Annotated in this window: 6 protein-coding genes and 3 rRNA genes; 8 read left to right on the top strand and 1 reads right to left on the bottom strand. The window is 64.3% G+C overall.

Annotation, left to right across the window (positions count from 1 at the left end):
* Positions 1-67: 67 nt before the first annotated feature.
* The 4 genes from manA (at position 68) to G9272_RS18680 (ending at position 4,967) form a co-directional block, all read left to right on the top strand.
* On the top strand, positions 68-1,219 hold the full coding sequence (gene manA / locus G9272_RS18695) for a mannose-6-phosphate isomerase, class I (RefSeq protein WP_171397642.1): 1,152 nt from the start codon (positions 68-70) through the stop codon (positions 1,217-1,219).
* Between the two features lie 135 nt (positions 1,220-1,354).
* Positions 1,355-2,335, top strand: coding sequence for a cation diffusion facilitator family transporter (locus G9272_RS18690; protein WP_171397641.1), 981 nt, complete (start codon positions 1,355-1,357; stop codon positions 2,333-2,335).
* 353 nt (positions 2,336-2,688) lie between these two features.
* A complete protein-coding gene (ahcY, locus tag G9272_RS18685; RefSeq protein WP_171397640.1) occupies positions 2,689-4,146 on the top strand; it encodes an adenosylhomocysteinase in 1,458 nt (485 codons plus the stop codon).
* A gap of 194 nt (positions 4,147-4,340) precedes the next feature.
* Complete coding sequence (locus tag G9272_RS18680; RefSeq protein WP_171397639.1) at positions 4,341-4,967, top strand: hypothetical protein; 627 nt, start codon at positions 4,341-4,343, stop codon at positions 4,965-4,967.
* 17 nt (positions 4,968-4,984) lie between these two features.
* Here the strand turns inward: G9272_RS18680 and G9272_RS18675 are convergent, their stop codons facing one another.
* The gene (locus G9272_RS18675) at positions 4,985-6,085 is read right to left on the bottom strand and encodes an RDD family protein (protein WP_171397638.1); all 1,101 of its coding nucleotides are present in this window, start codon (positions 6,083-6,085) and stop codon (positions 4,985-4,987) included.
* A gap of 130 nt (positions 6,086-6,215) precedes the next feature.
* On the opposite strand from G9272_RS18675, the gene G9272_RS18670 reads away from it, so the two are divergent.
* The 4 genes from G9272_RS18670 to rrf all read left to right on the top strand — a co-directional run bounded on the left by G9272_RS18670 (position 6,216) and on the right by rrf (position 12,966).
* Positions 6,216-7,223 (top strand): stage II sporulation protein M, encoded by a 1,008-nt coding sequence (locus tag G9272_RS18670; RefSeq protein WP_171397637.1) that lies wholly within the window; start codon positions 6,216-6,218, stop codon positions 7,221-7,223.
* A gap of 574 nt (positions 7,224-7,797) precedes the next feature.
* A 16S ribosomal RNA gene (locus tag G9272_RS18665) occupies positions 7,798-9,323 on the top strand.
* 313 nt (positions 9,324-9,636) lie between these two features.
* Positions 9,637-12,759 (top strand): 23S ribosomal RNA (locus G9272_RS18660).
* A gap of 90 nt (positions 12,760-12,849) precedes the next feature.
* Positions 12,850-12,966: ribosomal RNA gene (rrf, locus tag G9272_RS18655) — 5S ribosomal RNA — on the top strand.
* Together the 16S, 23S and 5S rRNA genes form the textbook arrangement of a ribosomal RNA operon.
* The last annotated feature ends 62 nt before the right edge of the window (positions 12,967-13,028 follow it).

Raw genomic sequence — 13,028 nt, 5'->3', positions numbered from 1 at the left:
GACAGACGGCAGCAGACCGACAGACCGACAGACCGGCACCGGCAGACCGGCAGGCAGAGAGAACCGCATGGACCGCCTCGACAACACCATCCGCCCCTACGCCTGGGGTTCCCCCACCGCGATCCCGCACCTGCTCGGCACCGAGCCGACCGGCGAACCGCAGGCCGAGATGTGGATGGGCGCCCACCCGGGCGCACCCTCACGCACCGACCGAGGCACCCTCGTCGAGATCATCGAGTCCGACCCGCAACAGGAACTCGGCGCGGCGACGGTCACCAAGTTCGGCCCCCGCCTCCCCTTCCTCCTCAAGATCCTCGCCGCGGGCGCCCCCCTCTCCCTCCAGGTCCACCCCGACCTGGAACAGGCCAAAGAGGGATACGAGGACGAGGAGCGCCGCGGCATCCCCGTCGACGCACCGCACCGCAACTACAAGGACGCCAACCACAAGCCCGAACTCATCTGCGCCCTCACCGAGTTCGACGGCCTGTGCGGCTTCCGCGCCCCCTCGCACGCAGCCGACCTCCTGGACGGCCTCGGCGTCGACTCCCTCAAGCCGTACGTCGACCTCCTGCACGCCCAGCCGGAGGAAGCCGCCCTGCGCGAGGTCCTCACCGCGATCCTCACCGCCGACCGCGAGGAGATGGCCCACACCGTCGCCCAGGCAGCGGCCGCCTGCGACCGCCTCGGTGGCGACTACGCCCCCTACGCCGGCATCGCCCACCACTACCCCGGCGACCCCGGCGTCATCGCCGCGATGCTGCTGAACCACGTCAGACTCCAACCCGGCGAGGCCCTGTTCCTGGGCGCCGGCATCCCGCACGCCTACCTCGACGGCCTCGGCGTCGAGATCATGGCCAACTCCGACAACGTCCTGCGCTGCGGCCTCACCCCCAAACACGTCGACGTCCCCGAACTCCTGCGCATCGTCCGCTTCGAGCCCGCGGACCCCGGCGTCCTGCGCCCCGAAGCCGCCCCGGACGGCGAAGAGGTCTACGACACCCCCATCGACGAGTTCCGCCTGTCGCGCTACGTCCTCTCGCCGGGCGCCACCGCCCACGACCTCACCCTCCCCACCCCGCAGATCCTGCTCTGCACCGAGGGCACCGTCCGAGCGGGCGAGCACGCGCTGACGCCCGGCGCGTCTGTCTTCGTCCCCGCGGGGCACAAGGCCGAAGTGACCGGGGCGGGTACGGTCTTCCGGGCCACGGTCGTCGTATGACTCCTGTCGTGACGACCTGACGCACCGCTGCCCAACAGGGCTGCAAGAATGGCCCCCCGGCAAAGGACGGGCAAAGCCGACGACGGCCCCGCCCTGCACGGCGTACGCACGTAGGCGAAGGGACAACGCGAAAACATGAGCGCGTCAGGCGGCACCAAGGCGATCGTGGCGGCACTCGGGGCCAACCTAGCGATCGCGGCATCGAAGTTCGTGGCGTTCGCGTTCAGCGGCTCGTCGTCGATGCTCGCCGAAGGCGTGCACTCGCTCGCCGACTCAGGCAACCAGGCCCTGCTCCTCGTAGGCGGCAAGAAGGCCCAGCGCGACGCGACCCCGCAGCACCCCTTCGGCTACGGGCGCGAGCGCTACATCTACGCCTTCCTCGTCTCCATCGTCCTCTTCTCGGTCGGCGGCATGTTCGCCATCTACGAGGGCTACGAGAAGATCAAGCACCCGCACCAGATCGAGCACTGGTACTGGCCCGTCGGAGTCCTCGTCTTCGCGATCATCGCCGAGGGCTTCTCCTTCCGCACGGCCATCAAGGAGTCCAACCCCCTGCGGGGCGAACACTCCTGGACGGAGTTCGTCCGCCGCGCCAAGGCCCCCGAGCTCCCGGTCGTCCTCCTGGAGGACCTCGGCGCCCTCGTCGGCCTGATCCTCGCGCTCGGCGGCGTCGGCCTGGCACTGCTCACCGACGACGGCGTCTGGGACGGCATCGGCACGCTCTGCATCGGCATCCTGCTCGTCCTCATCGCCCTCGTCCTGGCCGCCGAGACCAAGTCCCTCCTGCTCGGCGAGGCCGCGACCGTCGAAGACGTCCGCAAGATCGAGGCGGCGGTCGTCGACGGCGACACCGTCACCCGCGTCATCCACATGCGCACCCTCCACCTCGGCCCCGAGGAACTCCTGGTCGCCGCCAAGATCGCCGTCCAGCACGACGACACGGCCACCCAGGTCGCCACCGCCATCAACGCCGCCGAGGCCCGCATCCGCACCGCGGTCCCCATCGCCCGCGTCATCTACCTCGAGCCCGACATCTACAGCGAGGACGAGGCCGCCAAGGGCTCCGACCCCGAGGCGGCCCCGGGCGGCCCCGCCCAGCACCCGACCGAGCACTGACCCGCACCACCCCCGACAGGGCCCGCACACACCAGGCGGGCCCTGTCGCCGTTCCACCCCTCATTCCCCTCATCTCCCTCAGCCTCCTCACCGACCGTGATCGGCGCGATCTGATCGGAGGTGGACTGGGGCCGCCCCGCCACTCCGGTGTAGCTTGGAACGGAGCCAGACGTCGCTGCTGATGGCGGTCGGGCGGTCCTTGTGCGGACCGTCCGAGGGAGAGAGGGCCTCCGACGGACTGCGCTGCGCGTACGCGGGCATGCCCGTGCCCTTCTTCGGGCACCCCTGTGTCCGCCGCCGCGCAGACCAGCCGTACCCACTCTCTCGACCCAAACCGCGAGGAGCAGCTCACCATGACGACTGTCGACAACCGACAGGACTTCAAGGTCGCCGATCTCTCCCTGGCCGCGTTCGGCCGCAAGGAGATCACCCTGGCCGAGCACGAGATGCCCGGCCTGATGTCGATCCGCAAGGAATTCGCCGCCACCCAGCCGCTGGCCGGCGCCCGGATCATGGGCTCGCTGCACATGACCGTGCAGACCGCCGTCCTGATCGAGACCCTGGTCGCCCTGGGCGCCGAGGTCCGCTGGGTGTCCTGCAACATCTTCTCCACCCAGGACCACGCGGCCGCCGCGATCGCGGTGGGCCCGAACGGCACGCCCGAGAACCCGCAGGGTGTCCCGGTCTTCGCCTGGAAGGGCGAGACGCTGGAGGAGTACTGGTGGTGCACGGAGCAGGCCCTGACCTGGCCGAACAGCCCTACCGGCGGCCCGAACATGATCCTGGACGACGGCGGTGACGCCACCCTCCTGGTCCACAAGGGCGTCGAGTACGAGAAGGACGGCAAGGTCCCGGCCGTCGACACGGCGGACAACGACGAGCACCGGGTCGTCCTCGAGCTCCTGCACCGCACCATCAGTGACGGCTCGCAGAAGTGGACGCAGCTGGCCTCGGAGATCCGCGGCGTGACCGAGGAGACCACGACGGGTGTGCACCGGCTGTACGAGATGCACCGTGACGGGAGCCTGCTGTTCCCGGCGATCAACGTCAACGACGCGGTCACCAAGTCGAAGTTCGACAACAAGTACGGCTGCCGGCATTCCCTGATCGACGGCATCAACCGTGCCACCGATGTCCTGATCGGCGGCAAGACCGCGGTCGTCTTCGGTTACGGCGATGTGGGCAAGGGCTGTGCGGAGTCGCTGCGCGGCCAGGGCGCCCGGGTGATCGTCACGGAGATCGACCCGATCTGCGCGCTCCAGGCGGCGATGGACGGCTACCAGGTGACCACGCTCGACGAGGTCGTCGAGACGGCCGACATCTTCGTCACCACGACCGGCAACAAGGACATCATCATGGCCGCCGACATGGCCAGGATGAAGCACCAGGCGATCGTGGGGAACATCGGCCACTTCGACAACGAGATCGACATGGCCGGCCTGGCGAAGATCGACGGCATCGTCAAGGACGAGGTCAAGCCGCAGGTCCACACCTGGAAGTTCCCCGACGGCAAGGTTCTCATCGTGCTGTCCGAGGGCCGCCTGCTGAACCTGGGCAACGCCACCGGCCACCCGTCGTTCGTGATGTCCAACTCCTTCGCCGACCAGACGCTGGCCCAGATCGAGCTGTTCACCAAGCCCGAGGAGTACCCGACCGACGTCTACGTGCTGCCCAAGCACCTCGACGAGAAGGTCGCCCGCCTCCACCTGGACGCACTCGGCGTCAAGCTGACCACCCTCCGTCCCGAGCAGGCCTCGTACATCGGTGTCGAGGTCGAAGGCCCCTACAAGTCGGACCACTACCGCTACTGAGTCCGCAGCTCCACCCGCTGAAAGCGCGTCCGTGCACTGACGCGCTTCTCAGCACCAGGTAGGTCCTCCGAGGCAGGCCCCCGCACCCCCGTGCCGGGGGCCTGCCCCTTCGGCCCACGGCCGGACCGGCCGTCAACCTGCCTGGCCGACCCGTCGAGACGGACCTGACCCGCCCGTCACACCTCAGGACCCCCATGCCCCGCGGCCGATATTCGCTCCACGATCCGCACGATCACACCCCCCTCGCCCACGAGCACTTCCAGTGCGCCCCCGGCCCCTCCGGCTGGCGCTACGTCTCTCAACTGACCACCCCCACCGGCGAACACACCGGCTCCGTCGACCTCACCCTCGACGACCTCGGCCGCCCCCTCCGCCTCGAACTCCACGCGAGCAGCTGGCAGGTACGCGGCGCGGCCCTCGACGGCGTCACCTGGGTACGCACCGACCCCACCGGCACTCAGGCCACGGAAGGCAATGTCCCCGCCCACGCCTTCACCGGCACGTCCCCCGCATTCCTCATCGCCACCAGCCGGCTCCTGCGCCTCACCCCTTCCTCGTCTCCCTCTTCCTCGGCAACCCGAGTACGCCTCGTGGCCTTCACCGATCCGGTCCTCGCTCCGCGCACCGTGGACCAGTCCTGGGCCTTGCTGAGAAGAGAAACACACACCACTGACAACGGCCCCCTGACCGTGGACGAATACCAGGTCACAGCCCTGGACACCGGGGAACAGCACGCGGTGCACATCGCCGGGGACGTAGTCCTCGCAGCCCCCGGCATCGAGCTGGAAGATCTCGAAACACCCCCGTCGACCTTCGACTGAAGCCACCCCGGCCGGCGCTAAGCCGGCGGCGCGAACCCAGTGGCCGAGCCCTGCGACGGTTCGTCAGGCGACTTCTCCACAGGCGGCCCCCCGGGCCGTCCCTCATCCGCCGACGGAACCCCAGGAGCCGCGGCAGACGGCTGCCCAGCAGCAGGCCCGTACGCCACAGGTGGCCCGTACGGAGGCGCGTACGACACCGGCGGCGCGTAAGGCACCGGCGGTGTCGGCGCGTACGGCGTGGACGGCCCGTATGAAGCGGGCGGTCCGTATGGAGCGGGCGGTCCATACGGCGTGGGCGGTCCGTAGGCCCCCGGCGCACCGCCCGCACCTCCGGCCCTACCCTGACCCGCGGGCCATCCCGCCACCGGACCGTTTCCGAAGGCCCGCCGTGCCTCCCGGACCTGCCGCTCCTGCACAACCCCCGCCAGATACGCGGCCGCCGGCACCCCTTGCGGTACCGGCGTCCCCGTACGCGCGGCGAGATCTCCGGCCAGCCGCTCCGCCATCGCCCAGCCGACCTGCGGGTCCAGCTGGTTCATGCGCCCCAGGTACTGGCGGACCGCCAGCCACAAGCCGTCCGGCACCGACGAAAGATCAAGCGCCTGGAATCGGCCCGCCAGCCAAGGCGGAGGCGGCGGTACGAAACCGGACCGCGCCACGGGCACCCGCTCCCGCACCACCAGCGTCCCGGCGAAGACATCCCCGAGCCGTCGCCCCCGCGCCGACACGAGCGAGGCGATACAGGCCACCACCCCGATCGTCAGCAGAATCTCCACCACACCGAGCGCGCCCCGCACCAGCGCGTGCCGGAACCGGATCGGCCCACCGTCGTCCCGCACCACCCGCAACCCACACGCCATCTTCCCGAGCGACCGCCCATGACTGAGCGTCTCCACCGCGATCGGCCCGCCCACCAGCACCAGCAGAAACGTCGCGATCGACAGCGCGATCTGAGCCGCCTCGTCAAGGGAAGCCGTGGCCGCCACCAGACCGATGCTCACGACGACGTAGACCACGAGGGCCACGGTCAGGTCCAGCAGCGTGGCCAACGCTCGGCTGGGCAGCCTGGCAGGCCGCAGCTCCAACGCCACAGCCTCACCCGTCACCAGCTCATTCACGCCCGTCGTCCCTTCCCTGGCCCGCCCCGAGAACGGCCAGTCTGCCAAGCTGAGGGCACATTGCGTCGCAGTACGACAAGCTGACATCCATCACCGGCCGCCGACGAACAGCCGAGGAGCAGGCACACCGATGGACCTCGACGTCTTCGTCTCCGCCCACCGAGCCGAATGGGACCGTCTCGACGCCCTCCTGCGCCGCCAGCGCAGCCTCACCGGCGCAGAGACCGACGAACTCGTCACCCTCTACCAGCGCACCGCCACCCACCTGTCCCTGATCCAGTCCAGCGCCCCCGACCCACAGCTCACCGGTCGGCTCACTCAACTCGTGGCACGCGCGCGTAGCGCGGTGACAGGTACCCGTCGCGCCTCTTGGCGCGACGTGACGCGTTTCCTCACACAGGGCTTTCCCGCCGCCGTCTACCGGTCGCGCCACTGGTGGGTGCCCACGGCGCTCATCTCCACCGCCGTCGCCGTCCTTCTGGGCTGGTGGATCGGTACCCACCCGGAGGTCCAGTCCTCCATAGCGGCCCCCGACGAACTGCGCGAGCTCACCCGACCCGGCGGCCTGTACGAGACGTACTACTCGAGCCATCAGGCCGCGGCGTTCGCCGCCCAGGTCTGGACGAACAACGCCCAGGCCGCCGCGATGTGCCTGGTGCTGGGCGTCTTCCTGGGCCTGCCGGTCCTCTGGATCCTCTTCCAGAACATGCTCAACCTCGGCATCGGAGCCGGCCTCATGTCGTCGGCGGGCCGGCTCGACACCTTCCTCGGCCTCGTCCTCCCGCATGGCCTGCTCGAGCTGACGGCGGTCTTCGTCGCGGCCGGCACCGGGCTCCGCCTGGGCTGGACAGTCATCGACCCGGGCCCACGCACCCGACGTACCGCCCTCGCAGAAGAGGGCCGAGCCGCGGTCGGCATGGCGATCGGTCTCGCACTGGTCCTCTTCGTCTCCGGCGCCATCGAAGGCTTCGTCACCCCGTCGGGCCTCCCGACATGGGCCCGCATCACCATCGGCATCACAGCCGAACTGGCCTTCCTCGCGTACGTCTACGTCGTGGGCGGCAGAGCCGCCCGGGCGGGGGAAACGGGCGACGTCGAGGCTGCCGAGCGCAGCGCCGAGGTGCCGACGGCCGCCTGATGTGCGGAGGGCCCCGCTGGGCTGCTAGTCTCCTCTTCGCCCCACAAAAGCCGTTGACACGGAGTGCGTGGGGAGGTAGATTCGAACAGTTGCCTGGAACCGGACAGCGTCCGGTCGGCAGCGGTTAGTATCTGTCAGCCTCGTGAATCCATGATTCCACAGAGGCACCCCCGATAAGTCGGAAAACGAATGGCCGGTCAGACCGGCCAGAAACTTCTGATAAAGTCGGAACCGCCGGAAAGGAAACCGCGAAACAAAAGCGGGAACCTGGAAAGCACCGAGGAAATCGGGTCGAGAAAAGATCTGATAGAGTCGGAAACGCAAGACCGAAGGGAAGCGCCCGGAGGAAAGCCTGAGAGAGTCTCTCGGGTGAGTACAAAGGAAGCGTCCGTTCCTTGAGAACTCAACAGCGTGCCAAAAATCAACGCCAGATATGTTGATACCCCGTCCCCGGCAGTGATAGCCGAGGATGAGGTTCCTTTGAAACAAAACACAGCGAGGACGCTGTGAACGGCCGGGCTTATTCCGCCTGGCTGTTCCGCTCTCGTGGTGTCGACCGGATTACCGGTAAACATTCACGGAGAGTTTGATCCTGGCTCAGGACGAACGCTGGCGGCGTGCTTAACACATGCAAGTCGAACGATGAACCACTTCGGTGGGGATTAGTGGCGAACGGGTGAGTAACACGTGGGCAATCTGCCCTTCACTCTGGGACAAGCCCTGGAAACGGGGTCTAATACCGGATAGCACTTCCACTCGCATGGGTGGAGGTTGAAAGCTCCGGCGGTGAAGGATGAGCCCGCGGCCTATCAGCTTGTTGGTGAGGTAATGGCTCACCAAGGCGACGACGGGTAGCCGGCCTGAGAGGGCGACCGGCCACACTGGGACTGAGACACGGCCCAGACTCCTACGGGAGGCAGCAGTGGGGAATATTGCACAATGGGCGAAAGCCTGATGCAGCGACGCCGCGTGAGGGATGACGGCCTTCGGGTTGTAAACCTCTTTCAGCAGGGAAGAAGCGAAAGTGACGGTACCTGCAGAAGAAGCGCCGGCTAACTACGTGCCAGCAGCCGCGGTAATACGTAGGGCGCAAGCGTTGTCCGGAATTATTGGGCGTAAAGAGCTCGTAGGCGGTCTGTCACGTCGGATGTGAAAGCCCGGGGCTTAACCCCGGGTCTGCATTCGATACGGGCAGACTAGAGTGTGGTAGGGGAGATCGGAATTCCTGGTGTAGCGGTGAAATGCGCAGATATCAGGAGGAACACCGGTGGCGAAGGCGGATCTCTGGGCCATTACTGACGCTGAGGAGCGAAAGCGTGGGGAGCGAACAGGATTAGATACCCTGGTAGTCCACGCCGTAAACGGTGGGAACTAGGTGTTGGCGACATTCCACGTCGTCGGTGCCGCAGCTAACGCATTAAGTTCCCCGCCTGGGGAGTACGGCCGCAAGGCTAAAACTCAAAGGAATTGACGGGGGCCCGCACAAGCAGCGGAGCATGTGGCTTAATTCGACGCAACGCGAAGAACCTTACCAAGGCTTGACATACACCGGAAAGCATTAGAGATAGTGCCCCCCTTGTGGTCGGTGTACAGGTGGTGCATGGCTGTCGTCAGCTCGTGTCGTGAGATGTTGGGTTAAGTCCCGCAACGAGCGCAACCCTTGTTCTGTGTTGCCAGCATGCCCTTCGGGGTGATGGGGACTCACAGGAGACTGCCGGGGTCAACTCGGAGGAAGGTGGGGACGACGTCAAGTCATCATGCCCCTTATGTCTTGGGCTGCACACGTGCTACAATGGCCGGTACAAAGAGCTGCGAAACCGTGAGGTGGAGCGAATCTCAAAAAGCCGGTCTCAGTTCGGATTGGGGTCTGCAACTCGACCCCATGAAGTCGGAGTTGCTAGTAATCGCAGATCAGCATTGCTGCGGTGAATACGTTCCCGGGCCTTGTACACACCGCCCGTCACGTCACGAAAGTCGGTAACACCCGAAGCCGGTGGCCCAACCCCTTGTGGGAGGGAGCTGTCGAAGGTGGGACTGGCGATTGGGACGAAGTCGTAACAAGGTAGCCGTACCGGAAGGTGCGGCTGGATCACCTCCTTTCTAAGGAGCACTTCTTACCGAGTTCGCTCGGTCAGAGGCCAGTACATCGGCGTACGTCCGATGCTGGTTGCTCATGGGTGGAACGTTGATTATTCGGCCGGGTTTCCGGGTCGGAGGCTGCAAGTACTGCTCGTAAGGGCGTGGAAAGCATGATCTTCGGACGGGAGCTGGCCGGGCACGCTGTTGGGTATCTGAGGGTATGGCCGTATGGCTGCCTTCAGTGCCGGCCCCAGTGCACTCGAAACCGTAGGGTTTCGGGGTGATGGGTGGCTGGTCGTTGTTTGAGAACTGCACAGTGGACGCGAGCATCTGTGGCCAAGTTTTTAAGGGCGCACGGTGGATGCCTTGGCACCAGGAACCGATGAAGGACGTGGGAGGCCACGATAGTCCCCGGGGAGTCGTCAACCAGGCTTTGATCCGGGGGTTTCCGAATGGGGAAACCCGGCAGTCGTCATGGGCTGTCACCCGCTGCTGAACACATAGGCAGTGTGGAGGGAACGCGGGGAAGTGAAACATCTCAGTACCCGCAGGAAGAGAAAACAACCGTGATTCCGGGAGTAGTGGCGAGCGAAACCGGATGAGGCCAAACCGTATACGTGTGAGACCCGGCAGGGGTTGCGTGTACGGGGTTGTGGGATCTCTCTTTCACAGTCTGCCGGCTGTGAGACGAGTCAGAAACCGTTGATGTAGGCGAAGGACATGCGAAAGGTCCGGCGTAGAGGGTAAGACCCCCGTAGTCGAAACATCAGCGGCTCGTTTGAGAGACACCCAAGTAGCACGGGGCCCGAGAAATCCCGTGTGAATCTGGCGGGACCACCCGCTAAGCCTAAATATTCCCTGGTGACCGATAGCGGATAGTACCGTGAGGGAATGGTGAAAAGTACCGCGGGAGCGGAGTGAAATAGTACCTGAAACCGTGTGCCTACAAGCCGTGGGAGCGTCGGACGGAGAGCTTGCTCTTCGTCTCGTGACTGCGTGCCTTTTGAAGAATGAGCCTGCGAGTTTGCGGTGTGTTGCGAGGTTAACCCGAGTGGGGTAGCCGTAGCGAAAGCGAGTCCGAATAGGGCGTTTCAGTAGCACGCTCAAGACCCGAAGCGGAGTGATCTAGCCATGGGCAGGTTGAAGCGGAGGTAAGACTTCGTGGAGGACCGAACCCACCAGGGTTGAAAACCTGGGGGATGACCTGTGGTTAGGGGTGAAAGGCCAATCAAACTCCGTGATAGCTGGTTCTCCCCGAAATGCATTTAGGTGCAGCGTCGTGTGTTTCTTGCCGGAGGTAGAGCACTGGATAGGCGATGGGCCCTACCGGGTTACTGACCTTAGCCAAACTCCGAATGCCGGTAAGTGAGAGCGCGGCAGTGAGACTGTGGGGGATAAGCTCCATGGTCGAGAGGGAAACAGCCCAGAGCATCGACTAAGGCCCCTAAGCGTACGCTAAGTGGGAAAGGATGTGGAGTCGCACAGACAACCAGGAGGTTGGCTTAGAAGCAGCCACCCTTGAAAGAGTGCGTAATAGCTCACTGGTCTAGTGATTCCGCGCCGACAATGTAGCGGGGCTCAAGCGTACCGCCGAAGTCGTGTCATTGCAGCTATAGGGCCAACGCCCGCTGTGATGGGTAGGGGAGCGTCGTGTGCCGGGTGAAGCAGCACCGGAAGGTAGTTGTGGACGGTTCACGAGTGAGAATGCAGGCATGAGTAGCGATACACACGTGAGAAACGTGTGCGCCGATTGACTAAGGGTTCCTGGGTCAAGCTGATCTGCCCAGGGTAAGTCGGGACCTAAGGCGAGGCCGACAGGCGTAGTCGATGGATAACCGGTTGATATTCCGGTACCCGCTGTGAAGCGTCAAACATCGAACCAGGCGATGCTAAGTCCGTGAAGCCGTTCCGGACCCTTCGGGGAAAGGAAAGTGGTGGAGCCGGCGAACCAGACTTGCAGTAGGTGAGTGATGGGGTGACGCAGGAAGGTAGTCCATCCCGGGCGGTGGTTGTCCCGGGGTAAGGGTGTAGGACGAACGGTAGGCAAATCCGCCGTTCATATAGTCTGAGACCTGATGCCGAGCCGATTGTGGCGAAGTGGATGATCCTATGCTGTCGAGAAAAGCCTCTAGCGAGTTTCATGGCGGCCCGTACCCTAAACCGACTCAGGTGGTCAGGTAGAGAATACCGAGGCGTTCGGGTGAACTATGGTTAAGGAACTCGGCAAAATGCCCCCGTAACTTCGGGAGAAGGGGGGCCACGTCTGGTGAGAGCACTTGCTGCTCGAGCTGGGGGTGGCCGCAGAGACCAGCGAGAAGCGACTGTTTACTAAAAACACAGGTCCGTGCGAAGCCGTAAGGCGATGTATACGGACTGACGCCTGCCCGGTGCTGGAACGTTAAGGGGACCGGTTAGTCAAGATTCGTCTTGGCGAAGCTGAGAACTTAAGCGCCAGTAAACGGCGGTGGTAACTATAACCATCCTAAGGTAGCGAAATTCCTTGTCGGGTAAGTTCCGACCTGCACGAATGGCGTAACGACTTCTCGACTGTCTCAACCATAGGCCCGGTGAAATTGCACTACGAGTAAAGATGCTCGTTTCGCGCAGCAGGACGGAAAGACCCCGGGACCTTTACTACAGTTTGATATTGGTGTTCGGTTCGGCTTGTGTAGGATAGGTGGGAGACTTTGAAGCGGCCACGCCAGTGGTTGTGGAGTCGTCGTTGAAATACCACTCTGGTCGTGCTGGATGTCTAACCTGGGTCCGTGATCCGGATCAGGGACAGTGTCTGATGGGTAGTTTAACTGGGGCGGTTGCCTCCTAAAGAGTAACGGAGGCGCCCAAAGGTTTCCTCAGCCTGGTTGGCAATCAGGTGTTGAGTGTAAGTGCACAAGGGAGCTTGACTGTGAGACCGACGGGTCGAGCAGGGACGAAAGTCGGGACTAGTGATCCGGCGGTGGCTTGTGGAAGCGCCGTCGCTCAACGGATAAAAGGTACCCCGGGGATAACAGGCTGATCTTCCCCAAGAGTCCATATCGACGGGATGGTTTGGCACCTCGATGTCGGCTCGTCGCATCCTGGGGCTGGAGTCGGTCCCAAGGGTTGGGCTGTTCGCCCATTAAAGCGGTACGCGAGCTGGGTTTAGAACGTCGTGAGACAGTTCGGTCCCTATCCGCTGCGCGCGCAGGAATATTGAGAAGGGCTGTCCCTAGTACGAGAGGACCGGGACGGACGAACCTCTGGTGTGCCAGTTGTTCTGCCAAGGGCATGGCTGGTTGGCTACGTTCGGGAGGGATAACCGCTGAAAGCATCTAAGCGGGAAGCCTGCTTCGAGATGAGTATTCCCACCCCCTTGAGGGGTTAAGGCTCCCAGTAGACGACTGGGTTGATAGGCCGGATGTGGAAGCCCAGTAATGGGTGAAGCTGACTGGTACTAATAGGCCGAGGGCTTGTCCTCAGTTGCTCGCGTCCACTGTGTTAGTTCTGAAACCACGAACGGCCCCATGCCATGGTCACGGCATGGTGCGGCTGGACAGTTTCATAGTGTTTCGGTGGTCATAGCGTGAGGGAAACGCCCGGTTACATTCCGAACCCGGAAGCTAAGCCTTACAGCGCCGATGGTACTGCAGGGGGGACCCTGTGGGAGAGTAGGACACCGCCGAACAAATATTACGGGAGACCCCCGCACCTCACGGTGCGGGGGTTTTCTGCGTTTAGGGGGAATGA

The organism is Streptomyces asoensis (assembly GCF_013085465.1).
Classification (GTDB): domain Bacteria; phylum Actinomycetota; class Actinomycetes; order Streptomycetales; family Streptomycetaceae; genus Streptomyces; species Streptomyces cacaoi_A.
Note: the sequence above shows the minus strand (reverse complement) of the source record. Positions and strands in the feature narration are given on the sequence as shown.

What these genes read in the sequence shown, in the direction of transcription:
- manA (WP_171397642.1), top strand. Translation starts at nt 68, where the DNA reads ATGGACCGCCTCGACAACACCATCCGCCCCTACGCCTGGGGTTCCCCC.
- G9272_RS18690 (WP_171397641.1), top strand. Translation starts at nt 1,355, where the DNA reads ATGAGCGCGTCAGGCGGCACCAAGGCGATCGTGGCGGCACTCGGGGCC.
- ahcY (WP_171397640.1), top strand. Translation starts at nt 2,689, where the DNA reads ATGACGACTGTCGACAACCGACAGGACTTCAAGGTCGCCGATCTCTCC.
- G9272_RS18680 (WP_171397639.1), top strand. Translation starts at nt 4,341, where the DNA reads ATGCCCCGCGGCCGATATTCGCTCCACGATCCGCACGATCACACCCCC.
- G9272_RS18670 (WP_171397637.1), top strand. Translation starts at nt 6,216, where the DNA reads ATGGACCTCGACGTCTTCGTCTCCGCCCACCGAGCCGAATGGGACCGT.